Below are 26357 nucleotides of genomic sequence, written 5' to 3'. Positions count from 1 at the left end.
TAGCACCCCTTTAATTAATTATTGATTTCAGCTATATCAATTACTCTCAACTCTCTAAGAACAGTAATTTGAATAAAACCATTATAATGAATATTTTTTTGAATTTTTTTTCTAATTTGTTTAGCTATTAAAAAAGTATTTAAATCATCAACTTCTTCAGATTTAACAATAACTCTTATTTCTCTGCCAGATCTGATGGCATAAGATTTTGATACCCCTTCAACGCTATCAGCAATATTTTCTAATTGAGTTATTCTTTGAATATAATTCTCAATTGAGTCTTTTCTAGCTCCTGGTCTAGCAGAACTAATTGTATCCGCGATCGAAACTAAAACAGCTATTAAAGTGGTTGATTCTTGATCTTCATGATGTGAAGCGATGGCGTCTATTACTTCTAAAGATTCTTTATATTTTTTAGCAAGTTCAACTCCGATTGTAACATGACTTCCTTCTGTTTGGTAATCTAAAGCTTTACCAATATCATGTAAAAGACCAGCTTTTCTAGCTATAATTTCATTTTCTCCTGTTTCCGCAGCTAAACATCCTGCTAAAAAAGATACTTCTAAAGAATGTTTTAAAACATTTTGGCCATAACTAGTTCTAAAATGCAATTTACCTAATAATTTTACTAATTCTTCATCAATAAATCCTATTTTAGCTTCATAAACTGCTTCTTCGCCTATTTCTTGTATAAACTCATCAATCTCTTCGGATTTTTTTAAAAATGTTTTTTCAATACTTGAAGGAGTGATTCTCCCATCAATAATTAGAGCTTCTAAAGTTCTTTTCGCAATTTCTCTTCTAATAGGATCGAAACAACTTAAAATAACTGTATTCGGATTATCATCTATTATTAAATCTACACCGGTAACAACTTCAAAAGCTTTTATATTACGTCCTTCTTTGCCGATAATTCTTCCTTTTAAACTATCTTGTTCTAAAAAAATCATACTAATATTATGTTCATAAACAACGTCTCTAGATAATTTTTGCATTGTCAAAATTAATAAATTTTTTGCTTTATTTTTGATCTTAAATTTATATTCTTTTTCTTGTTCTCTTTCGTAATTTATTATTTCTTGATAAGAATTTTCTTTAACTTGTTTCAAAATAATTTCTCTGGCTTCTATTTGAGTCAAAGAAGAAATTTGTTCTAATTTGTTTTGTTGTTGTATCATTATTTTTTCGATTTTATTTTGTAGTTCTTCTAAATATTTTTTATTAATATTTATTTTTTGTTCTTTATTATATAAAAATTCTTCTTTTTCATGTAGATATTTAAATCTAGAAGCCAATAATTCTTCTTTATGAATAATTTTCTCTTCTAAATTAATAATTATGTTTCTTCTTTGATTTAAATCGTTTTCTGTTTCTTTTTTTAATAAAGAAATTTTTTTTTCGGTTTCTGAAATAATTTGAGCCGAAAGTAATTGAGATTTTAATATTTTTTTTTCAATACTTTCGTCTGTTTGTCTTATTTTTTCACTTATTTTTTTTTTAGACAAAAAATATATAAAAATTACTAATCCAGCAAAAATAAAAAATAAAACAAACAAGAAACTGTTATCAATATGATTCATTTACATCTTTTTTAATAAATTATTTCTTCCTTTCTTAATATTAAAATATTTATATCAGTTCTAATTTAATATTTTTTTATTTAATATTAATTTTGTCTATTATCTTAATTTAAATTTTTTTATTTTCGATTAATATTTGTTTAATATTTTTTATAATATTTTCGATTATTTTTTTATTTAAAAAATATTTTAAATAGAAAAATAATCGAAAATATTATAAGGACATAAAAAATAATTTTCTTATTTAAAAATAAATTCTTATAATGAAAATTAATATATTTTTTTGATATATAATATTTAATTTTTGTAAAAATATATATCTAGCATGTATTATATTATAATTTTACATATTATTCAAATAATAATATTATTTTGAATATATATTCGACTAAATAAATAAATATTTGTTTATTTATTAAAAAAAACTAAAAATTTATAAATTAAATTTTTAGTTTTTAAAAATAAAATTATATTTTTATTATTTTTTTTAAAATTTTAGGATTCATGATTTTTTTCAAAGTTGGTTGATTAGCAAGAGAATTAACAACTTTATCTATTGTTTTCCCGCCTATTTTTTCTCCTAGTTTGTATAATGAATCAGATGCTCCTTTAAAAGCTTTTGTTTCTGTAAATTTTTTTAATAAATTTGAAGGATTTTCATCATTTTGTTTTTCTTCCAAACCTTTTTCATGCGAATAGAAAATATCATATTTTTTTATTTTTGTTAATTCAAGAATTAATAAAAATATTATTCTTTTGATAAAACCCTCGCCCAAACCGCACGGGCATATCCCTATGCATACGGCTTTCCGAGTTCATTCATAAAAAATTAATACTTTTTTATTAAATTAGAAAAAAAATTATTTTTTTCTCTCTGTTTTCCTTCCCCTTGTAAAAGTTATTAACTTCTCCTTGGTAAAATATTAATTTTACGAGTACTATGAAAACTCTGCAAGCATATAAAATTAAAATTATAAAATTTATAAATAACAATAATTTTATTTAGCTTTTCCAAGGTAGCTCTTTAATTTGGGAAATGTTAATTTTGCATGGATATTATTGGTAAAATAATTATTATCAAAAAATTTTTTTATAAAATTAAGAAATTATTAAAAATTAAAGATAGTTTAATTATTCGATAAAGAAAATAATCAAAGTCTTAATTTGATAAATTTTTTTTAAAAAAAATTTTGAAATAAATAAAATAACATTAACGTTAATTATTTAATTATTTTATATCTTTAATTCCCTAGAATTTCATGCTTTTACTAACTTCATTTCGCATTCTTTATTTTTTTATTTCAACGCTTTTTGGATATGCTATTTTCCCTTATTAAATTTTCATTCTCAGGTGAATCCAATAATGTGATATACTATCTATCAATACCAAAGGGTCCCTTAATACCCTCTAAATTAAAGGCTCGAACTTGCGCACTTTATCATTGATTGATTCTGAATCTTCTGTTTTTACCGTTATATCTTCTATCGGTTCAATATTTGTTATTAAATTATCAGAATTATTTGTAGAAACTACTTCATTATCATCTGATTTAAGAAAAAAAATCAAAAAAACAAAAAACAATATTAAGAAAACACAACTAGAAACAAAAATAATAATTTTTTTTGTTTTGTCCAAATTCTTATAATATCTTTCTTTTTGTTTATATGTTAAAACAACTTAATATAATTAACTTTTTAATTTTAATGAAATTAATTAAAATTATTTATTTTTATCAAAAATTCAAATTATAAAAACGTTAATAAAAAAAATTAATTATCTTTTGATATTTATAATTAAATATATAAATATCAAATAATATTATATAATATAAATATAAAAAAATAACGAATATTGGTGAATAATAATATTTTTTTTAAATAAATTAAATAAACAATAATCATTATTATATACCTATTTATTTTATTAAAAATTAATTTATTAAATTAATTTTCTTATTATAATTAAAAGTAGTTATAAAAAAATAATTTCGATTCAAAAATGAAACTTTTTAAATTATTTTTTTAATAACTAATAACTATTTTTTTAAATTTAATATAATATAAAAAAAATTAAAATTTTATTGAATATATAACTATTTTTAATTTAGATAAGGATATTTGACAAAATATAAATGACCAAAAATATTTTTTTTAATATTTTTAAAATTACAAAAAAGAAAAAAATTTTATTTTTTTTAATTTTATTATTTATTTTTAATAATATTTATCAATGGACTCCAAAAGGAAAAGAAATATCATTTCAAAAAATGCAAGACAAATTTAATAGTCAATTAATTAGAAAATTCAAATATACAATGCGAAAAAATTCGATAACTAATTTATATTATTTTTTATTAGAAGCTGAAGATTTGAATAACATATTCTTTCAAACACAAATTTTAGAACCTAATGCAGTTAATATAATTAATAAATTCAAAACATATCCTAATATAAAAGAATACGAATACAAAACAGATTTTTATTATTTATTTTTATTAATAAATAAAATTCCAATATTAAGTTTATTTATTAATTTAGTCCGATATTTATCTTCTGTTATTTTTATGTTTTATATTTTAAATAATTTTCTTTTACGATCAGGAAAATTGAAAAACAATCCTTTAATTTCTAATAAACAAAAATTAAAATTTAATTTTAAAGATATCGCCGGAAACGAAGAAGAAAAAGAAGAAATGAAAGAATTAATTGATTTTTTAAAAAATCCACTAAAATATTCTTCAATGGGAGCTTCTATTCCGAAAGGAATTTTATTAGAAGGCCCTCCGGGAACAGGTAAAACTCTTTTAGCTAAAGCATTAGCTGGGGAATCAGGAGTTCCTTTTTATGCTGTTTCTGGTTCAGAATTTGTAGAAATATACATTGGAACAGGAGCTTCTAGATTAAGAAAACTATTTAAAGAAGCAAAAAAAATATTCCTTGTGTTATTTTTATTGATGAAATTGATATTTTAGGAAAAAAAAGAGGAAATGATATTTTAGACTCTTCTTCCGAAAGAGATCAAACTTTAAATCAATTATTAACTGAAATGGACGGTTTCACTTCTTCTAATGGAATAATTATTATAGGAGCTACTAATCGAACTGATATGTTAGATCCTGCTTTATTAAGGCCAGGTAGATTCGATCGTAAATTTAAAATTGGGCTTCCTGATGTTAAAGCCAGAGAAGCTATTTTAAAAGTTCATGTTCGAAATAAAAAAATAATTCCTAATATTGATTTTTATCAATTAGCAAAAAGAACATCAGGGATGAATGGAGCTCAATTAGAAGCGATCGCAAATGAAGCCTCTATTTTAACAATTCGTAATAAAAAAGAATTAATTACTATGAAAGAATTAGAAGAAGCTGTGGATCGAGTTTTAATGGGGCCGGCTAAAAAATCAATAAAATACGATGAAGAAGAAAGAAAAATGGTAGCTTATCATGAATCTGGACATGCAGTAATTGGTTTAAAATTGAAAAACGCTCCAAAAGTAGAAAAAATTAACATCATTCCAAGAGGTTCTATCGGTGGTTATAATTTAATGATTCCTGATAAAGAAACATTATTTTCTTCTAAAAAAAGAATGTTAGCAAATATTACTTCTTATTTAGGCGGTATAGTAGCCGAAGAATTATTTTTCGATGATATTTCCTCTGGTTCTGCTGAAGATTTAAGAAAAGCCAACGAAATATCTAAATTTATGGTCATAAAATACGGAATGAGTTCTTTAGGAGTTATTCAAAATACAGAATTTTCTGACGCTAAAATAATTGATGAAGAAATTAAAAAAATAATAAATGAATGTTATCAAGAAGCTAAAAAAATTATTGTTGATAATAAAATTTTATTAAATAAAATTGCTAATTTATTATTAAAAAAAGAAAATATTAGTAAAGAAGAATTAGATAAATTATTTTAATTAATTTATTCCTTAAAATATTAAAAAATATTATAATATTTCAAAAATAAAAATTTAAATTGTTATTATTATTTTATGATATAATAAAAATATACTTAATATTAATAAATTTAATTTTATTTAATATAAATATATTTTTTAATTATATTAAGGCTGATGTGGCGAAATGGTATACGCATTTGACTCAAAATCAAACGAGTTCAACTCATGTCGGTTCGAGTCCGACCATCAGTACCAAATAAAAAAATTATCTTTTATAAAACATAATAATATTAAAATTTTTAATTTTTTTAAATAAATAAAAAAATATTTAAATCTTATAAAATAAAAAAAGTTATCTTTTAAAAGATAACTTTTTTTATTTTAACTAAAAAAATATTTAATTTCTTTAACTTGTTTATATTAATGTCTTTTTTTGTATTCTCGAAAAACGACAAAAGAAAAAATTTAATTTTGTATATAATTTTATTTACTGTTTTTATTATATTTTTTATTTAAAGAAAAAATTTTTAATAATATTCATAATTTCTATTTTTTAAAAATGGCGGAGTAGAAGGGATTCGAACCCTTGCACCAAAAAATTGGACTACGTCCTTAGCAGGGACGCCTCTTATAGCCTACTTGAGTACTACTCCTTTATATAAATTAAGATACTATTAATTATAATATAAATATTTAAAATATTTAAATAAAAAGTAATAATTTAAAAATTATTACTTTTTATTTAAGTTTATTAATAATTTTTTTCTTTAATTCTATAATAATCAAAGGCATCATAGAAAATAAAAAAATAATTATAATATCTTTATAATACAAAAAAGAAGATATTTGGAAATTACTTCTTAAAAAAGGAATTATTAAAATAGTCATTTGCAACAAAAAACTAATAATAAAACAAATTCTTAAATAAAAATTAGGTTTTAAACTAAAAATAGATTTATTAAAACTTCTAAAATTAAAAACATGAATTAATTGAGATAATGATAAAACCATAAAAGCGTAAGTTTGCCCATATTGACTAGGTTGATTATTTTTATGCATTTGATATCCTATAAAAGCAGCTAAAAAACTTAAAAAACTTATCATTATGCCTTCACTGAAAATTTTCTTAATTATTTTCTTATTTAATAAAGAATTTTGAATAAGACGTGGTTTTCTTTGCATTATGTCTGTTTCAGGATGCTCTAAACCTAAAGAAATAGCTACCAAAGAATCAGTAACTAAATTAATCCAAAGTATTTGTAAAGTGTTCAAAATAATAAAATTTTTATCAAAAAAAAGATGTCCTAATAAAGTATTTAATAATATAAGAATTATTTCGCCAATATTACAACTTAATAAAAACATAACACTTTTTTTAATATTATCAAAAATATTTCTTCCTTCTTGGATAGCATTTTTAATAGTATCAAAATTATCGTTAGTTAAAATAATGTCTGATGCATTTTTAGCAATATCAGTTCCTGTTATCCCCATCGAAATACCTATATCAGCTTTTTTAATACTTGGCGCGTCGTTAACTCCATCACCTATCATCCCTACAATTTTGCCTTTTTTCTGCCATGATTGAATAATTTTTAATTTCTGTTCAGGAGTAGTTCTGGCATAAACTTTAATCGAAGATAATTTAATATTAAATTCTTCTTCTTTTAAAAGTTCTAAAGACTCACCGTCAATAGCTAAATCTCTTAAGGGATCAAAAATTTTCAAATCAGAAGCAACTTTAACAGCTGTTTTAAGATGATCTCCGGTTATCATAATAATTTTAATAAAAGCTTTTTGACATTCTTGAATAGTTGGTAAAATTTCAGAACGTATCGGATCTTCTATTCCAAAAGCTCCTAAAAAAATAATTTTATATTTTATTTCGTTTAATATTTTTTCTAAATTCGAATTGCTCAAATCATAATCATAAGAATTCATCGATGCATAAGCGATTCCTAAAACTTTATAACCTTCAGAAGACATCAAATCTAAATCTGTTTTTATTTTTTTAATATTTTTTTTATTTTTAACAACAATTTCATTTTTATATTGAATACAATGAGATAAATTAAATAAAACTTCAACGGCTCCTTTGATTATTAAAAATTTATCATTTCCTTTTTGATGAACCGTTACCATAAATTTTTTTGTACTATCGAAAGGAAATTCTTTTATTTTTTGATGTTCTCTCACAAGTTGTTGAATATTTAATTTCAATAAATTACCTAAATCTATAAAAGACTGATCAACTGAATCAAAAACAAAAATTTCCTTATTTGAATAATTTACTTTTTCAGAAGTAAAATAATTATTGTTGCATAAAACGCCATAAGTCACTAATCTTGTTATATTTAGATCTGATATCAAACTCGTATTAATTTTTATTTTCTCATAATTTAAATATAATTTATTAATAGTCATTTTATTTCGCGTTAAAGTTCCTGTTTTATCAGTACAAATAATATTTATAGCTCCCAAAGTTTCTAAAGTTTTTAAATTTTTAACAATAGCGTTTTTCTTTATTAATTTTTTTATCCCTGAAGCTAAAATAATAGTTATAATGGCTAATAAACCTTCTGGAATAACAGCTACAGCTAAAATCATAGAAGATAAAATAATTTTTTTAATTGCCGAAAAATCTATTTGCCCTTGTAATATAAAATTTTTTGATAAATTCAAAATAAAATTAATAATGACAAAGATACAAATAATAAAACTTAAGATTTTCGATAATTGTTGAATATTTTTCTCTAAAGGAGTTTTTTCTTTTTTTTGTACAGATATCAATTGGGTAATTTTTCCTATTTGAGTATTTACCCCTGTTTCGATAACAACACCATGAGCATTTCCTGAAACAATATTAGTATCCATGAAAACTAAATTAGGAGAATTGTTTAAAATAAATTTATTCGAAATAATACAACTATTTTTAATAACAGGTAAAGTCTCCCCAGTTAAAATAGCTTCATTAACTTTTAAATCATTAGTTTTTATTAATCTTAAATCAGCGGGAACAACATCTCCCATTTCTAAATAAATAATATCTCCGACAACTATTTCTTCTTTGAAAATTAATTTTAATTCTTTATCTCTTAATATTTTAGCGTAAGGTTTTGTGTTTTTATTAATAAGAAATAAGGAATTTTCTTTACTATGTTCGTAGAAAACTCCTAAAAAAGCGTTACTTAAAATAATTATTAAAATTAAAAAACTTTCTACTAACTCTTCTTTTGTGTTTTCGATAATTCCTATCAAAAAAGTAATTAAACAAATCGTTAATAAAATATAAACAAAATAATCATCGAATTGATAAAAAAATTTTTTCCAAAAACATTTTTTAGGGGATTCTTTTAATTTATTTAAACCATTTTCTAAAATTTTTTGATCTACTTTTTTTTGTGTCAATCCTTCTTTAAAATTAGTTTTTAACTCTTTTTCTAATAATTCTAAAGAGGATTGGATAAATAATTTATCCAATTTTTTTTAAATCTTTCTAATTTTAATTTTTATTAAAAAAATTAATTAAATATAAAATTGTAACAATAATAAATTAACTATATAAATTTATTATTGTTAATTATAATCGAATAATATAAAATAATTTATCAATTATTGAACTATCATACGAGTGATACGAACTGTATTAATTACTAATCCGTCATATTTTAAGCCTTCGAATTGCCAATTATTATAAAAAATTTTGATTTTTTCATTTTTATCAGGCATTCTTTTTAATTGTCCTAAAATAAAACCACTTAAAGTTTCGTAATCTTCTATAGGTAAATCAGCTTTTAAATGTTCTTCTGTTTCGTGTAAATGCGTAGTGCCTCTTATTATGTACTCTTTATCTGAAATTTTTACAATTTCATTATTTTTTTTATCATATTCATCTTCTATTTCGCCTAAAATTTCTTCAATAACGTCTTCGATAGTTACGATGCCAGAAGTGCCTCCGTATTCATCTACAACGATCGCAATATGATTTTGTTTCAATTGCATTTCTTTAAATAATTCGCTAATATTCTGGAATTCAATAACAAAATAAGGTTTACGTAAAAATTTATTAATATTGAAATCTTGTTCTTTATTTGAAGAATTTTTTTTCTTTTTATCTTCTTCTAATAACCCTTTAAAGATATCTTTAACATGTACAATTCCTATTATTTTATCAAGATTCTCTTCGTAAACAGGAAATCTTGTATATTTTTCACGAGAAATAAATTCTATAATATCTTTTTTACTAATATTAGAATTGATAGCGATAATTTCTGTTCTATGTCTCATAATATCTGAAACTAACGTTCCATCGAAATCAAAAACATTTTGAATCATATCTTTTTCACTGTTATTAATGACGCCAGTTTTATAAGAAGAAGTTAATAAAAATCTTAACTCATCTTCATCTACGACATCTTTTTTGACGTTAGTATCAATTCTTAGTATAAATAAAATCAAATTACTAATTTGATTAAAAATAAAAACAAAAGGTTTTGTTAAAAAACAAATTATATTAAAAATATTAATAAAAAAATAAGCAGTTTGAAGCGGAAAAGCCAAAGCAATTCTTTTGGGAACTAATTCGCCTAAAACAATAGAACTTACCACAATTAATATATCAATGACATAATCATGATTTTCATGATTTATTGAAAATCCTTGGCAAAATGTTAAAATATGAATTATTATTTGAATAACTGATAAAAACAAATTAGGTTTTTCTTTTAATTTTTTAATTTTTAAAGCTTTTTTTTTTTCCTTTTTTGACTTCTAAATCAATTTTATTTTGATTTAAAGAAACTAAGGCTATTTCTATAGAAGAAAAAAAAGAATTTAACAAAATTAAAGAAACAATAATAATACCACTGGGAACTGTTGGACTCACTTTATTTCGTAACCTCTTTTTTTAAATTTAAAAAAAACAGATTACAAAATATTATATGATTACAATCATCTAGATCACTTTTTTCCATAAACTATAAATTTACTAAATCTCCTATTATATTTATATCATTTTGTATACACTATTAGATGATAACTAATATTATTTTAACATATTAATATTATATATTCAATTATTAATTTTTTCTATTTTATATTAAAAAATGTGAAATGTTCCGAAAATTTAAACATTTTTTTTGTTTTTTAAAAAATCTTTAAAAATAACTATCAAAAAAATATTTTTTTATTTTCGTGAAAGATTTTTTTTATTTAATCAAGATCTTTTGTTTTATATATATAACTAAGAGATCAAAATAATATTTATAAATATATTAAAAAAATAATAAATTATTTAAAAAAACTTAAATTAAATTTATTTTATAATTTTATTTTTATAATCCTTTAAAGATAATGAAATTTTACCTCTATTATTGATTTCAATACATTTAACAAATAATTTATCGCCTACATTTAAAACATCTTCTACTTTTGCTGTTTTTTTATTATCTAATTGACTAATATGAATGAATCCTTCGATTCCTGGACAAATTTCAGCTACCGCTCCAAAAGATTGACCTTGTTTATCACTTAAAATCTTTAAAATAGTTACTTTAAAAACTTCACCTACTTTAATTTCTTTAACTAAATTTAAAATATAATTAGCTGTTTTTCTAACAATATCAATATTATAATGAGTTATAAAAATATTTCCATCTGGTTTAATATCTATTTGAACATTATCATGTTTTTCAATAATTCTAGAAATTATTTTTCCACCTGTGCCTATTATATCCCTTATTTTATCAGTTTTAACACGAATAACCTGAACTTTAGGAGCGAAAATAGAAACTTCATCATTATGTTTAGGAATGATAGCGCCCATTTGTTTCAAAATTTCTATTCTTCCTAAACGTGCTTTTTTTAAAGCTTCTTTTAAAATATCGAATTTAATACCTTTTTGTTTAATGTCCATTTGCAAAGCAGTAATTCCTTTTTGAGTTCCGGCTATTTTAAAATCCATATCGCCTTCTTTATCTTCAAAACCTTGGATATCAGTTAAAATAACATATTCTTTTTCATCTAAAAACAATCCCATAGCTATTCCTGCGACAGCTTGTTTTAAAGGAACTCCTGCGTCCATCAAAGCCATCGAAGACGCACAAATAGTAGCTTGTGAAGAAGAACCATTAGATTCTAAAATTTCTGAAACTACTCTAATAGAATAAGGAAATTCTTCTTCCGAAGGTAAAAGATAAAATAATGCTTTTTCAGCTAAAATTCCATGACCGATTTCTCTTCTAGAAGGCGCCATATACCTTCCTATCTCACCAACAGAATAATAAGGAAAATTATAATGTAAAATAAAACGTTTTTCTTCTTCTTCTGTTAAATCATCAATCATTTTACTTTCTCTTAAGGTTCCTAAAGTTACAACAGCTAAACTTTGTGTTTGCCCTCTTGTGAAAAGAGCTGATCCATGAGTTCTAGGTAACAAACTTATTTGACTTTCGATTTTTCTAATTTCGTATAATTCTCTACCGTCAATTCTTTTTTTATCTTTAATAGTCATTTTTCTAAATTCTTGACGTAATAAATCATAAAAAATATCTTCTATATGATGAAAATTTTGTCTATTTTCTAATAAAAAATCATTATTATTCTGGTATTCTGCTAATAATTTTTCTTTTAATTGATCTATAATATTTTTAAATGATTTAGAATCGTTTTTATTCTCTGAGTTTATATATAAAATATCTTTTATTTGAATTCGATATTTATTTTCTATTTGATTGTATAACTCTTCATTCCAATAAGATTCTAACAAAAACTGTTTTTGAGGATTAATTTTTTCTTTAATTTCATCTTGAAACAAACAAAGTTTTTTAATAATTTCATGACCATAAATCATAGCCTCTAATAAAACTTCTTCTGTTGTTTCTTTACAAACGGCTTCTATCATATTTAAACTGTTTTTAGTACCTGACAAAGTCAATAAAAAATCTGATTTTTCTCTTTGTTTTGAATTAGGATTAACAATAAATTGATTATTGATCTTTCCTATACATACTCCCGATACAGACTCTATGTAAGGGATATCTGATACTAACAAAGATAAAGAACTTGAAAAAATAGCAAATATTTCGTTATTACCATCGTAATCGCTACTTAAAATAGTATTCACTATCTGAACTTCTTTTTAAATTGTTTAGGAAATAAAGGTCTTAAAGTTCTATCTATCAAACGAGAATTTAAAACCTCGTGATCAGACGGTTTACCTTCTCTTTTAGTAAAACTCCCGGGTATCTTTCCTACAGCATAAAGTTTTTCTTGATAAACAACTGTTAAAGGAAAATAATTCAAAACTGTATCTTTTTTACTACAAACTACTACAGTTAAAATAACGCTATTCTTATAACGAAATAATACCGAACCATTAGCTTGTTTAGCTAATTTACTTATTTCAACAGTTAATAGATTATTTTCAAAAACAGTTTTAAATATTTGCGAATTCACTAAAGATTCCTTTTTTTCTAATAAAAATATAAAACTACTCTTCGAAATAAAATAATTTACATAAAAAATACTTTTATATTTTTATTACTATATGGCGCCTACACTAGGGCTCGAACCTAGGACCCTCTGATTAACAGTCAGATGCTCTACCGACTGAGCTATATAGGCCTTTTATAAATAAAATGGTAGAGGATGAGGGACTTGAACCCCCGACTTTCTGCTTGTAAGGCAGACGCTCTCCCAACTGAGCTAATCCTCTTAAAGTAAACCTTGGCGAATCTTATTTTCGCTTTTGTAATCAAAAACTATCTTCAGGTTGAAAGGACTTAACTGCTGTATTCGGAATGGGAACAGGTGTTTCCCCTTTCATTAATTACCAAGGATCTTTCAAAACTAGATAAACATAACCTTTTTAATTCTTCATAAAATCAAAGTCAATGGATCTATTAGTACTAGTCAGCTTAAAAGATCACTCTTCTTACACCTCTAGCCTATCTACCTGATAGTCTTTCAGGGATCTCATAGGGAAATCTCATCTCAAAGGAGGCTTCACACTTAGATGCTTTCAGTGTTTATCCTTTCTATACATAGCTACTCAGCTATGGCTCTGGCGAACCAACTGAAACACCAGCGGTATATCCATCCCGGTCTTCTCATACTAGGGACAGCTCTTTTCAAATTTCCAACGCCCACGACGGATAGAGACCGAACTGTCTCACGACGTTCTGAACCCAGCTCGCGTTCCGCTTTAATGGGCGAACAGCCCAACCCTTGGAACCTTCTCCAGCTCCAGGATGCGATGAGCCGACATCGAGGTGCCAAACCGCTTCGTCGCTGTGAACGCTCGGAAGCGATAAGCCTGTTATCCCCAGGGTAGCTTTTATCCGTTGAGTTACGACCCTTCCATGCGGTATCGTAAGATCACTAAGTCCGACTTTCGTCTCTGCTCGACTTGTAGGTCTCGCAGTCAAGCTCCCTTATGCCTTTACGCTCTCTAAATGATTTCTGACCATTCTGAAGGAACCTTATGAACGCCTCCGTTACTCTTTAGGAGGCGACCGCCCCAGTCAAACTGCCCACCAAACACTGTCCCTCGTAATACACTTACGCAGGTTAGAACATAAAAAATTAAAGGGTGGTATCCCAAAGGTGACTCCCTTTAAACTGGCGTCTAAAGTTCTCCGTCTCCCACCTATTCTGTACATTAATTTCTCAAACTCAATATTAAGCTACAGTAAAGCTCCATGGGGTCTTTTCGTCCTGTCGCGGGTAATCGGCATTTTCACCGATAATTTGATTTCACCGAGACTCTTGTTGAGACAGCGCCCAAATCGTTATGCCTTTCGTGCGGGTCGGAATTTACCCGACAAGGAATTTCGCTACCTTAGGACCGTTATAGTTACGGCCGCCGTTCACTGGGACTTCAATTCAATGCTTCGGTTTAACCCTGACATCTCCTTTTAATCTTCCAGCACCGGGCAGGCATCAGCCCCTATACATCACCTCACGGTTTAGCAGAGACCTATGTTTTTGATAAACAGTCGCTTGGGCTTCTTTTCTGTGGCTTTTGCTTTTTACACAAAAGCTCTCCTTATCCCGAAGTTACGGAGCAATTTTGCCGAGTTCCTTAACAAGAGTTTTCTCGCGCGTCTTAGTATACTCTACCTACCCACCTGTGTCGGTTTGCGGTACAGGTAAAAAAACAATTAACCCTAGAAGCTTTTCTTGAAAGTATGACATCGGTCATCTTACCTTCGAATCTCATTTTTTGGAATAAGAAAACGGATTTACCTGTTCTCTCAAACTTGATCCTTCAACCCTAATCCATATAAAGGGCATGCCTAGCCTTCTTTGTCCCTCCATCAGTTGTTTTTTTAGTGCAGGAATATTCGCCTGCTTGCCATCGACTACGTATTTCTACCTCGCCTTAGGACCTGACTAACCCAGGGCGGACGAACCTTCCCCTGGAAACCTTGGGTTTTCGACGGATAGGATTCTCGCCTATCTTTTCGTTACTTACACCGGCATTCTCACTTCTGATCTCTCCACCACTGCTTCCGCTATGGCTTCACTGATATCAGAACGCTTCCCCTACCATATTTAACATTACGTTAATATCCGTAGCTTCGGTATAATGTTTGAGCCCCGATAAATTTTCGGTGCGAAGTCATTAGACTAGTGAGCTATTACGCACTCTTTAAAAGATGGCTGCTTCTAAGCCAACTTCCTAGCTGTTTTAACGTCTTCACTTCCTTTTCCACTTAACATTAATTTTGGGACCTTAGCTGACGGTCTGGGCTCTTTCCCTTTTGACTATGGACCTTATCACCCACAGTCTGACTGCTGATTGTTTTTTATGAAATTCGGAGTTTAATTAAGATCAGTACTTCGAGGTGAAGCCATCACTTATTTAGTGCTCTACCTTCATAAAAACTGTTAATCAACGCTAGCCCTAAAGCTATTTTGGGGAGAACCAGCTATCTCTGAGTTCGATTGGAATTTCACCCCTAGCCACAAGTCATCCAAACACTTTTCAACGTGTCCTGGTTCGGTCCTCCATTTAGGATTAACTAAACTTCAACCTGCTCATGGCTAGCTCACTTCAGTTTCGGGTCTATGACATACAACTAAACGCCCTTTTAAAACTCGCTTTCGCTACGGCTCCGTTCCTTAAAACTTAACCTTGCTCTATATCATAACTCGCCGGTTCATTCTGCAAAAGGCAAGCCATCACTCATTAACGAGCTCTGACTAATTGTAGGCATACAGTTTCAGGATCTATTTCACTCCCCTCTCGGGGTTCTTTTCACCTTTCCCTCACGGTACTAGTTCACTATCGGTCACTAAGAAGTATTTAGCCTTAGGAGATGGTCCTCCTGTCTTCCAACAAGATTTCTCGTGTCTCGCCGTACTTGTAGGATACTCTAGATAAAAAGTTTTCCCTTACAGGACTGTCACCTTCTTTGGTGTTTCTTTCCAGAAACTTCAAGTTGCTTTTTATTTTGTAACTAGTTAATAGTATCCAAGGCTCTTCCGCGTTCGTTCGTCACTACTAGCGGAATCGTTATTACTTTCTTTTCCTGCAGTTACTTAGATATTTCAGTTCACTGCGTTCCCTTTTTGATTTTACAATCAAAAAACTACAATTTTACTGTAGTAGGTTGCCCCATTCGGAAATTCATGGATCTTCATTTATTTACAACTCCCCATGATGTATCGCCGTTAATTGCGTCCTTCATCGGCTCTTAGTGCCAAGGCATTCACTGTACGCCCTTACTTTCTTCAACTTTAATTGAATTAAGCAAATCATGTTTATCTACTTTTCAAAGAACTTTCTTCGAAGTAAATAATTTCCTGATATAAAATTGGTGGGCCTAAGTGGACTCGAACCACCGACCTCACGCTTATCAGGCGTGTGCTCTAACCAACTGAGCTATAGGCCCTTTGGTCTTTTATATAAGAGAAACACTTTTTTTTGTAAAAAGAAAAACTTATATTTTAACCTAAGTCTTTCAAAACTGAAGATGATGATTTTTATATGTATGTCCTTAGAAAGGAGGTGATCCATCCTCACCTTCCGGTAAGGATACCTTGTTACGACTTAACCCCAATCATCAACCCTACCTTAGACAGCTCCCTCTTCTTGCGAAGTTAAGCCACTGCTTTCGGGTATTGCTAACTTTCGTGGTTTGACGGGCGGTGTGTACAAACCCCGAGAACGTATTCACCGCGACATGCTGATTCGCGATTACTAGCGATTCCAGCTTCATGAAGTCGAGTTGCAGACTTCAATCCGGACTAAGACTGTCTTTTTGAGATTGGCTAAAAACTCGCGTTTCAGCTACTCTTTGTAACAGCCATTGTATCACGTTTGTAGCCCAGATCATAAGGGGCATGATGATTTGACGTTATCCCCACCTTCCTCCAATGTTTAATTGGCAGTCTCGCTAAAGTCCCCACCATTACGTGCTGGTAACTAACGACAGGGGTTGCGTTCGTTTTAGGACTTAACCTAACATCTCACGACACGAACTGACGACAACCATGCACCACCTGTATCCCTGATAACCTCCACTATATTTCTATAGCTTCGCAGAGTATGTCAAGACCTGGTAAGGTTTTTCGTGTATCTTCGAATTAAACAACATGATCCACCGCTTGTGCGGAGTCCCGTCAATTCCTTTAAGTTTCATACTTGCGTACGTACTACTCAGGCGGAGTACTTAATGTGTTAACTTCAGTACCGAGTTGCCCCGACACTTAGTACTCATCGTTTACAGCGTGGACTACCAGGGTATCTAATCCTGTTTGCTCCCCACGCTTTCGTGCCTCAGCGTCAGTAAAGACCCAGCAAGCCGCCTACGCTTCTGGTGTTCCTCCATATATTTACACATTTTACCGCTACACATGGAATTCCGCTTGCCTCTATCTCACTCTAGTCAAGACAGTTTCTATAACAAGACAGCGTTAAGCACTGAAATTAAATTATAGACTTATCTAACCGCCTACGCACCCTTTACGCCCAATAATTCCGGATAACGCTCGCCCCCTATGTCTTACCGCGGCTGCTGGCACATAGTTAGCCGGGGCTTATTCATTGAATAACGTCAAGATAGTTTTTCCACTATTTTTTCTTCTTCAATAAAAGAACTTTACATACCGAAATACTTCATCGTTCACGCGGCGTCGCTCGGTCAGAGTTTCCTCCATTGCCGAAAATTCCCTACTGCTGCCTCCCGTAGGAGTTTGGGCCGTGTCTCAGTCCCAATGTGGCTGTTCAACCTCTCAGTCCAGCTACACATCATAATCTTGGTAAGCCTTTACCTCACCAACTAACTAATGTGGCGCAAGCCCCTCTTTAAGCATACCCTCCGAAGAAGGTCTTTTAAAAACAAAAAGATGCCTTTTTATTTCCTATCCAGTCTTAGCAACCGTTTCCGATTGTTATCCTCGTCTTAAAGGTAGGTTACTTACGTGTTACTCACCCGTTCGCCACTAAGACCTTTTGAGGGGTCTCCGTTCGACTTGCATGTATTAGGCGCGCCGCCAGCGTTCATCCTGAGCCAGGATCAAACTCTTGGTTTATAAAATTTTTGATATTTTAATAACAAAAATCTTGTTTTATTAATTAAAAATTAATATTAAAATATCATCTTCAGTTTTCAAAAACAAAAGTTTTTAAATAAAAATATTTTTTGCTGAAATCTTAAAAATAACAACACGTTTATTATAACATATAAAAAAATATTTTTTAAAAAAAGATCATTTTTTATTTAAAAAATTAAAAATTTTTTCAAAAGGGGCATCATCAATAAAATATTTCAATATATCAATGAATATTGGGAAATTATTAAGAATGTCTTTTTTAATTTGTGATTCAAAAACTCTTAAAACATATTCATTCAAAGGAATTAAAAAATTATTATCGACACCTATCTTTAATCTTTTGAATTGATTCGTATTTAATGTTTCTATAATATTTTTTATTCCATTATGTCCGCCATGCCCCCCTTTATGTTTTAATTTAAAATTACCAGCTTTTAAATAAATATCATCATATAAAACCAAAATATCTTGTGTATTAATTTTATATTTTTTAACAATTTTTTCTATAGCTGAACCGGAATTATTCATATAAATTTGAGGTTTTAATAATATAATTGATTTCTTATTTATTTGAGCATGATAAACCAAATTAAATAATTCTTTTTTTAATTTAAATGGAATTAAATTTTTTTTTAAATAATCTAAAAAAAAATCAACCATCATAAATCCTATGTTATGAGGAGTATTATTATAAATAATACCTGGATTTCCTAAACCGACAATAAGTTTCATTTTCTTTCCTTTACGTTAAAAAAATAAAAAAATTTAAACTATTGGTTTAAATTTTTTTTAACTTTTTTTCTATTATTAATAAATTTATAAATATAATCAAAAAATAATATTATAAAAATACAAGAAAATAAACAAATATAATATAAAATATTTTTTATTTCAGCTGTTCCAAAAAAAACATTTAATGTCTCAATTTTTCTTGAAATAAGAACAAATAAAAATAATTCACATAAAATACCGAAATATAAAAGAATATTCTTTTTTTTAGCAGTTTGCCAAAATTGAAGTTTGTCAGATCTGCAAGCGAAAACATTACCTATCTGAGCAAAAATAACAGCTCCAAAAGCCATGGTAGAAGCAAATTTAAAATTTTCATTTTTTGATACTTCTTCAAATCCTAGTTTTAAAGTTTTACCCGAAACAAAAGATAAGAAAAATACTAACGCTAAAATTCCTTCAACTAAGCCTAAAAAACCGTAACCTCTTTTTAATACTTTTTTATCTAATAAACGATCGTTTGCAGTAATAGGTTTTTTGTTTAATAAATCCTTATCAGGTTTTTCCGCTCCTAAAGCTATAGCAGGTATTAAATCAGTTATTAAATCTATAGCTAAAATTTGCATAACAGTTAAATAAAGAGGAGTTCCAAACATTGCCATAAATATAACAGGAAAAATTTGCGGAATATTAGAACTAAATACATAAGTTATAAATTTTTTAATATTATCATAAATACCACGAGCTTCTAAAAGAGCTTTAGGAATAGTAGAAAAGTTATCGTCTAATAAAATCATATCAGCTGCATTACGAGCGACGTCTTTACCAGATTTACCCATTGCAATACCAATATGAGCGGCTTTCATAGCTAAAATATCGTTAACTCCGTCTCCGATAACTCCTACTATTTCACCATTAGCACGATAAGCTTCTATAATTCTTAATTTATGTTGCGGAGTTGTGCGAGAGAAAAATATTGGTTTAGTAGTTTTTAAAATATCTTGTAATTCTTGTTTGGATATTTTATCAATTTTTTCACCATCTACATTTAAATATTGATCGCCTTTTGCGATGCCTACTTGCTTCCCAATTGCTATCGCTGTTGGTCCGTAGTCTCCTGTAATAACAGTAACTTTTAAACCGGCTTTATATAATTTTTCAATTGAATCACGTACTTCAATTTTAGGAGGATCATAATTTACTACAAAACCTAAAAAGACCATATCTTTTTCATCATAATTATCTGTTTCAGATTCTATTTTTTTATAAGCAATAGATAATAAACGGTAACCTTTGCTAGCTAATTCTTCATTATGATTAACAAAAACTTCTTTATCTTTTTGAGAAAATTCCATTACTTTTTTATTTTTATATTGAAATTTACAATCTTTTAATAAAACACTAGGAGCTCCTTTGATAAATAAATATCTTTCATTAGAATCATAATGTTTTTGAGATAAATTCTTAACTAAAACACTCATTTTTTTAGTTTCCGAAGAAAAAGGATTCATTTTTTCTACTTGAAAATTATTTCTAATTTCTTCTATGTCTAAATTATATTTACGAGCAGCGATTAAAAAAGAACCTTCTGTAGGACTACCTATTATTTGAAAATCTGTTTTATTAATAGGATCATTGATTAAATTAGCTTCCGAACACATTATAGCAGAAATAAATAATTTGCTTAAAACCTTATCATTTTTTACTCTATCTAAATTTTTAAATTCGCCTTTTTTATTAAAACCATTACCGGTAATATCAACATAACCTCCAGGAAATAATATTTTATGACAAGTTAATTTATTTTCTGTTAAAGTTCCTGTTTTATCAGTACAAATAACAGTAGTAGAATTTAATGTTTCAACTGAAAATAATTGTTTAATTAAAGCTTTTTGTTTGGCCATTCTTTGTGAACCGATAGCTAAACTTAAATTAATAGACGGCAATAATCCTTCTGGAATATTCGCTACTAACATGCCTAAAGCTACAATCATAGACTGTTTAAAAATATTTGTCCAAGTTTGATTTGAATCAGTACTATAACGCCATATACAAATTAAAAAAACTAACAAAGCCAAAGATGAAGCGATAATACTAATTACTTTGATAACTTTATGAATTTCTTTTTCAAGAGTGCTTATACCTTTATCGATATTTTGTACTAAATTAGAAACTTCTCCAATCTGAGTATTTCCAGCAATAGAATAAACAATAGCTTTGGCACTTCCTTGTGAAACAGTTGTTCCTGCGTATACCAAGTTAGGAATTTCAGAAATAACATCAATATTATTAATGTTAGGAGCACAAGTTCTATTTAAAGGAACGATTTCGCCCGTTAACATAGAATTATCAACATAAAAATTATTAGCCTCTACTAATCTAGCATCAGCAGGGATAACACTTCCTATATCTAAAAAAATTAAATCACCGATTGTTAAATTAATTACATCAATAAATTCTATTTTGCCATCGCGATAAACTTGAATTTTATTAGGTATCATACTTCCTAAAGAAGATAAAATCTTGCTAGCTTTACGTTCTTGAAAAAAAGAAAAAACACCATTAACAATAACAACCAAAATAATCGCTAAACCTACTGGTTTATCATTAATACAAAAAGCTAACAAACCCGCTGTCCATAATAAACAAGCAAACATAGAAGTAAAATGTTTGATAAATTGTTTAAAAATATTTGTATTTTTATTTGGTTTAATAACATTTAATCCATGAATAAGATATCTGTTTTTTACTTCTTGATTGTTTAAACCATTCTGATTTGTATTAAAATGTTTAAAAACTTCTTCCGAAGATAAACTACTTATTTTTAAAAGTTCTTTATTTTTCATTATTATTATCTAATTGCCTCTTTTTTTAAAAAAAACATAAATTTTTTAAAAAACAAAAAATTTATTTTGTATTAAAATATAAAAAATATTATTAAATAAATATTTTAAATATAAAAAAAATTAATCTTTATTATTATATAAAAAAATTAATAATTTCTTTTCAGATTCTATATCATAAAAAAATTATCGAAAATAACATTAACTTTAGATTTAGAGACAGTTTTTCAAACTATATAAGAAATGTTTTCATTAATAAACGTATTCAAATTAATTGATCAAAAAAATATTTTTTTTATTTTGTATTATTTTTATTTAATTTTTGATATTTATTTAAATATTTTTGATATTTTTCTCTTTCTAATTTGATTTTGTTAGGATTTGCTTTTTCTATAAATAACTTATTGCCTAAAATTGTTTCACTTCTCTTAATTTCTTTTAAAAGCATTTCTTTTTGTTGTTTTAAATTATCTTTAATAGCTGTATTATTAATATTTTGCCAATTTTTTTTATCTATCCAAATGGATATGTTTTTTTCAGAAAATAAACAAACATAATTATCATCTAAACTATTAATAATTTGAACTTTATTCACTTGAAAAAAAGTTTCTAAAACTGAACTAAAAATGTTTAACTCTTTATTTTTTTCCGAAATCATTTCGATATACAAAGTAAACAAATTATTTTTGTTAATTTTATGTAAATGTCTCCAATTACGAAATTGAATAATTAAAGTTTTTAAACTTTGGATATCATCTAAAGATTTTAAATCCGAATAATCAATTTTCGGCCAAGAAGAATGAACAATAGATTTTCCTAAAGTTAAATCTTCATAAATGGCATCAGTTACAAAAGGAATAAAAGGATGTAATAATTTTAAAATATTTTTCAAAATAAAAAATAAAAATTTTTGAGTATTTAAATATTCTTTTTCTTTTTTTAAAAAAACTTTTAAAAATTCTAAAAAGAAATTTCCGAATTCTTCCCAAATGAAGTGATATAACATTTCTCCTATAATATGAAATTCATATCTTTCATATAAAGAATCGATTTTTTTAATTAATTTCGAAAAATGAGTTAATAAAGCTTTTTCAGGAAATAATAAAAGTTCTTCATCAAAATCAATTTCTAAAGTTTTAATATTTAATTTAATTAAACGACTTATATTCCAAATTTTATTAATAAATTTCCAATTATTAATTATTTTTTGTTCATCATAACATAAATCAGAACCATTAGAAACATTTGTGGTTAAAAACCATCTTAAAGCGTCTGTCCCGTATTTATCAATAACTTCTTGCGGTGCGATCCCATTTCCTTTTGATTTAGACATTTTTTGCCCTTCAGAATCTCTTACTAAACCATGTAATAAAACATTTTTAAAAGGTTTTTTTTTGGTTAAATAAAAACTTTGAATAACCATCTTAGTAACCCAAAAGGTTAAAATATCATAACCAGTAACTAAAACATCTACTGGAAAACGTCTTTCAAAAAGAACATTATTTTCTCGATTCCAACCTAAAGTATTCAAAGGCCACAAAGAAGAAGAAAACCACGTGTCTAAAACATCCGTTTCTTGAACAAAACCATTTCCTGGATCTTCAACTTGAACTTTAATTTCTTCATTTTTATACCAAACAGGAATAGAATGACCCCACCATAATTGACGAGAGATACACCAATCTTCAACGTTTACTAACCAACTATTAAAAATTTTTAAAAATCTTTGAGGCAAAAAATTTATGTTATGTTTTTTTAAAACAAAAGAAGATAATTCTTTCATTTTCAAAAACCATTGTAAAGATAATCTTGGTTCGATCATAGATCCTGAAATGCTAGAAAAACCTACCATATGTTTATGTTCTTTTATCATAGAAACTAAATTAATTTTTTCTAAATCATTAATTAATTTTCGACGACATTCTAAAATACTTAAATTTTGATATTTTTCGGCTATTTCATTCATAATACCGTCTTCATTGATGCATAAAACAAATTTTAAATTATTTTTCTTCCCTATTTGAAAATCATTTTCATCATGAGCAGGAGTTATTTTTACCACTCCTGTTCCGAATTCCATATCAACAGATTCATCTTGAATTACAGAAATCATTCTATTAGTAAATGGTATTAAAACCTTTTTGCCAATCCAATCGCAATATCTTGAATCTTTAGGATTGACAGCTAAAGCTTGATCAGCAAAAATAGTTTCAGGTCTTGTAGTGGCGACTTCTAAAAAGAAATTAGAATCATTAAATAAAAAATATTTTAGATAAAAAAGTTTCCCTTTAATTTCTTGATAATTAACTTCTATATTAGATAAAGTCGTCTTCATCAAAGGATCCCAATTAATAATTTTATAATCGCGATAAATTAAATTATCTTTATATAATTTAATGAAAACTTTTTCCACTGTTTTAGTTAAAGGCGGATCTAAAGTAAATTTTTCATATTTATAATCTAAAAATAAACCTAATGAAGCCCATTGCTCACGAATAATTTTAGAATAATCTTCTTTCCATAAAGAAGCATATTTTAAAAAAATTTCTTTAGTTAAATTTTGGTCTAAAATTCCTTCTTCTCTGATTTTTTGTCTTATTTTATTTTGGGTCGCTATTCCTGCATGATCCATTCCAGGTAAAAAAAGAATATCATAACCTAACATTTTTTTTCTTCGAACTAAAATATCTTGTAAAGTATTATTCCAAGCATGTCCTAAATGAAGTTTTCCTGTAATATTCGGCGGGGGAATAACAATAGTGAAAACTTGTTTTGTTAAATTATTTTCGGTTCTAAAGTAATCTTTATTTAACCACTTTTGATATCTTCCTTTTTCTACTGTTTGAAAAGAATATTTGGTTTTCATAATATATTTTTTTATCCTATTTAAAATTAATTAAGCTCTTTTAAAATTTATTATATAAAATAAAAAACAATTTTAAGTATTTATAAAATAAAAAACAAAATTATTTATAAATCTATTTTAGAATAAATTAAATCCATAATATTATTTAATCCGTCTTTCGTTTTACAAGATAATAAATACATTGGTATTTCATTGTAACCTAATTGTTCAAAAATTTGTCGAATTTTTTTAAATCTGTTTATAACTTTATTGGACGAAACTTTATCTTTTTTATTTAAAATTAAATAAGGTGTGAAATGAGATTGTCTTAATAGTCGATATATTTCCATATCTAAAAAAGTAGGCCCTACTTTAAAATCTATAAATTGAAAAAGAATTTTAATATCCAAATTTTTTTGTAAAAAATTATTAATCATTTTAACAACACTTTTTTTAACTTGCAAACTTTTTTTCATGTAACCATAACCCGGAGAATCTACTAAATAAAAAGAATCATTTAATAAAAAATAATTTAAAGTAATTGTTTTACCAGGAGTTTTTGATACTAACGCCATTTTTTTATTATTAACTAAAGCATTAATAAATGAACTCTTGCCGACATTACTTCTTCCGATTAAAAAAATCTCTGATAGTTGAGGTAAGGGACGATATTTTAAATCAGTAATACTTTTTAAAAAAATGGAATTGTTAATCACTCGAATTTTTACCTTAATTTAAATATTTAAATATTTTTTGAATATATAAAATTTAATCAATATCAATAATTATATAATATATAACATCTCTTATAACTAATATATTAAAAAAAATAAATTTAATTTATTTTAAAAATAATTTATGCTAAAAAATTATTAAATAATTAATTTATATCAAATTTATAAAAATAAACAACATAGATAAATATATAATATTATTTTTTTGTAATTATCAAATTATTATTTATTTTGAAGTAATTCAAAAAAATTTTTGATTTCTAATTATTTTTATTTATTAAAAAATAAAATTTTTTAAATTATAAAAAAAATCGAACTTAAATAAGTTCGATTTTTATTTTTATATTTCATAAATTTGTGAAAAGTCGTAATATTTATATGAATGAATACTACTTGTCTGATGATTAATTTTTTTAATTCTTTGAGCTTCATTATTATATTTATAAGTACATAAAACAAAATTTCTTTTTTTAAATCCATTTATAAAACTAAAAAATTTATTTCTTCTTTTAAAAATATCGGCATAATAAATTTTATTAATTGTTTGCCCTTCGTCATTATAAACATAATGAAAAATACTTTTTTTTAAAGAATAATTTTCAAAAGAAAAAACTTTTATTTTAGCCATTAATTGGCCTTTTTTATTATATTTATATTTCGTTTGAAATTTATTTTTATGATCTCTCGAAATAATAATTTGATTTTGATCATTATATTCAAATGTTTTTAATAATTCATGATTTTTAAAATCATGTATCGAAACAATTTTATTTTCGTCGTCATATTTATAAATATGTATTTTATTTGTATCTGTATAATGTTTTTCTCTCATTTTTCCTCGATAATCATAATTATAAATAATTTCTATTCTATCTTTTAGATCATTATATCTCAAAACAGGTTTATAATTCCATGAACAATCTTTTTGGAAAATATTTTCATCATTATCTTTTATTTTGCCAAAAAAAGGAAAAACATTTTGATTTTCATGAACAGCGTATATTTTAAAAATATTATAATTAAAATAAATAAAAAATATAAGAATGACAAAAAATTTTAAAAAATATTTATGAGTTTTTTTTAGATGAGTTTTTTTTAGATTCGAGTACATATTTTCTTTCTAATTATTTTCTAAATTTATTTTAGAGATTATCCCTAAAA

13 protein-coding genes, 5 tRNA genes, 3 rRNA genes and 1 pseudogene are annotated in these 26357 nt (G+C 26.3%); 3 read left to right on the top strand and 19 right to left on the bottom strand.

Features of this window, described 5'->3' with window-relative positions; all coding sequences use genetic code 11:
- Window positions 1-14: 14 nt before the first annotated feature.
- The 3 genes from rny to JNO41_RS01645 form a co-directional block, all read right to left on the bottom strand.
- On the bottom strand, window positions 15-1580 hold the full coding sequence (gene rny / locus JNO41_RS01655; protein ID WP_121464149.1) for a ribonuclease Y: 1566 nt from the start codon (window positions 1578-1580) through the stop codon (window positions 15-17).
- A gap of 467 nt (window positions 1581-2047) precedes the next feature.
- Window positions 2048-2356: a hypothetical protein gene (locus JNO41_RS01650; RefSeq protein ID WP_121464148.1), complete on the bottom strand. Its 309-nt coding sequence runs from the start codon at window positions 2354-2356 to the stop codon at window positions 2048-2050.
- 632 nt (window positions 2357-2988) lie between these two features.
- Window positions 2989-3216, bottom strand: coding sequence for a hypothetical protein (locus JNO41_RS01645; RefSeq protein WP_121464147.1), 228 nt, complete (start codon window positions 3214-3216; stop codon window positions 2989-2991).
- Window positions 3217-3847: 631 nt separating this feature from the next.
- Between JNO41_RS01645 and JNO41_RS01640 the strand changes: the two genes are divergently transcribed.
- From JNO41_RS01640 to JNO41_RS01630, 3 genes are all read left to right on the top strand, one after another.
- Window positions 3848-4552: an AAA family ATPase gene (locus JNO41_RS01640; RefSeq protein WP_432729655.1), complete on the top strand. Its 705-nt coding sequence runs from the start codon at window positions 3848-3850 to the stop codon at window positions 4550-4552.
- Window positions 4513-5502 (top strand): AAA family ATPase, encoded by a 990-nt coding sequence (locus JNO41_RS01635; RefSeq protein ID WP_432729669.1) that lies wholly within the window; start codon window positions 4513-4515, stop codon window positions 5500-5502. The genes JNO41_RS01640 and JNO41_RS01635 overlap by 40 nt, the downstream gene beginning before the upstream one ends.
- A 152-nt stretch (window positions 5503-5654) precedes the next feature.
- Window positions 5655-5739, top strand: a tRNA-Leu gene (locus JNO41_RS01630).
- 305 nt (window positions 5740-6044) lie between these two features.
- Here JNO41_RS01630 and JNO41_RS01625 read toward each other — a convergent pair.
- The 16 genes and pseudogenes from JNO41_RS01625 to JNO41_RS01550 all read right to left on the bottom strand — a co-directional run bounded on the left by JNO41_RS01625 (window position 6045) and on the right by JNO41_RS01550 (window position 26307).
- Window positions 6045-6137: transfer RNA gene (locus tag JNO41_RS01625), tRNA-Ser, on the bottom strand.
- Window positions 6138-6222: 85 nt separating this feature from the next.
- Window positions 6223-8964: a cation-translocating P-type ATPase gene (locus JNO41_RS01620; RefSeq protein WP_121464145.1), complete on the bottom strand. Its 2742-nt coding sequence runs from the start codon at window positions 8962-8964 to the stop codon at window positions 6223-6225.
- 132 nt (window positions 8965-9096) lie between these two features.
- On the bottom strand, window positions 9097-10194 hold the full coding sequence (locus tag JNO41_RS01615) for a hemolysin family protein (RefSeq protein WP_432729652.1): 1098 nt from the start codon (window positions 10192-10194) through the stop codon (window positions 9097-9099).
- Between the two features lie 22 nt (window positions 10195-10216).
- A complete protein-coding gene (locus tag JNO41_RS01610) occupies window positions 10217-10369 on the bottom strand; it encodes a CNNM domain-containing protein (RefSeq protein ID WP_432729650.1) in 153 nt (50 codons plus the stop codon).
- A gap of 429 nt (window positions 10370-10798) precedes the next feature.
- Window positions 10799-12939, bottom strand: a pseudogene (locus JNO41_RS01605) (polyribonucleotide nucleotidyltransferase).
- Between the two features lie 92 nt (window positions 12940-13031).
- A tRNA-Asn gene (locus JNO41_RS01600) sits at window positions 13032-13107 on the bottom strand.
- A 15-nt stretch (window positions 13108-13122) separates the two neighbouring features.
- Window positions 13123-13198 (bottom strand) — tRNA-Val (locus tag JNO41_RS01595).
- A gap of 8 nt (window positions 13199-13206) precedes the next feature.
- Window positions 13207-13321: ribosomal RNA gene (gene rrf / locus JNO41_RS01590) — 5S ribosomal RNA — on the bottom strand.
- A gap of 43 nt (window positions 13322-13364) precedes the next feature.
- A 23S ribosomal RNA gene (locus tag JNO41_RS01585) occupies window positions 13365-16226 on the bottom strand.
- Between the two features lie 79 nt (window positions 16227-16305).
- Window positions 16306-16382: transfer RNA gene (locus tag JNO41_RS01580), tRNA-Ile, on the bottom strand.
- 109 nt (window positions 16383-16491) lie between these two features.
- Window positions 16492-18024, bottom strand: a 16S ribosomal RNA gene (locus tag JNO41_RS01575).
- Together the 16S, 23S and 5S rRNA genes with 3 tRNA genes alongside form the textbook arrangement of a ribosomal RNA operon.
- Before the next feature lie 177 nt (window positions 18025-18201).
- Window positions 18202-18777: an aminoacyl-tRNA hydrolase gene (gene pth, locus JNO41_RS01570; RefSeq protein WP_121464143.1), complete on the bottom strand. Its 576-nt coding sequence runs from the start codon at window positions 18775-18777 to the stop codon at window positions 18202-18204.
- A 38-nt stretch (window positions 18778-18815) separates the two neighbouring features.
- Window positions 18816-21620: a cation-translocating P-type ATPase gene (locus JNO41_RS01565; protein ID WP_201736611.1), complete on the bottom strand. Its 2805-nt coding sequence runs from the start codon at window positions 21618-21620 to the stop codon at window positions 18816-18818.
- 292 nt (window positions 21621-21912) lie between these two features.
- Window positions 21913-24483: a valine--tRNA ligase gene (locus tag JNO41_RS01560; RefSeq protein WP_121464141.1), complete on the bottom strand. Its 2571-nt coding sequence runs from the start codon at window positions 24481-24483 to the stop codon at window positions 21913-21915.
- A gap of 104 nt (window positions 24484-24587) precedes the next feature.
- Complete coding sequence (yihA, locus tag JNO41_RS01555) at window positions 24588-25178, bottom strand: ribosome biogenesis GTP-binding protein YihA/YsxC (protein ID WP_121464140.1); 591 nt, start codon at window positions 25176-25178, stop codon at window positions 24588-24590.
- 358 nt (window positions 25179-25536) lie between these two features.
- Window positions 25537-26307: a hypothetical protein gene (locus JNO41_RS01550; RefSeq protein ID WP_121464139.1), complete on the bottom strand. Its 771-nt coding sequence runs from the start codon at window positions 26305-26307 to the stop codon at window positions 25537-25539.
- Window positions 26308-26357: the final 50 nt, after the last annotated feature.

The organism is 'Prunus avium' virescence phytoplasma, from assembly GCF_050916135.1.
GTDB classification, from domain to species: Bacteria; Bacillota_I; Bacilli_A; order Acholeplasmatales; family Acholeplasmataceae; genus Phytoplasma; species Phytoplasma ziziphi.
Note: the sequence above shows the minus strand (reverse complement) of the source record. Positions and strands in the feature narration are given on the sequence as shown.

What these genes read in the sequence shown, in the direction of transcription:
- rny (WP_121464149.1), bottom strand. Translation starts at nt 1,580, where the DNA reads ATGAATCATATTGATAACAGTTTCTTGTTTGTTTTATTTTTTATTTTT.
- JNO41_RS01640 (WP_432729655.1), top strand. Translation starts at nt 3,848, where the DNA reads ATGCAAGACAAATTTAATAGTCAATTAATTAGAAAATTCAAATATACA.
- pth (WP_121464143.1), bottom strand. Translation starts at nt 18,777, where the DNA reads ATGAAACTTATTGTCGGTTTAGGAAATCCAGGTATTATTTATAATAAT.
- JNO41_RS01565 (WP_201736611.1), bottom strand. Translation starts at nt 21,620, where the DNA reads ATGAAAAATAAAGAACTTTTAAAAATAAGTAGTTTATCTTCGGAAGAA.
- JNO41_RS01560 (WP_121464141.1), bottom strand. Translation starts at nt 24,483, where the DNA reads ATGAAAACCAAATATTCTTTTCAAACAGTAGAAAAAGGAAGATATCAA.
- JNO41_RS01550 (WP_121464139.1), bottom strand. Translation starts at nt 26,307, where the DNA reads ATGTACTCGAATCTAAAAAAAACTCATCTAAAAAAAACTCATAAATAT.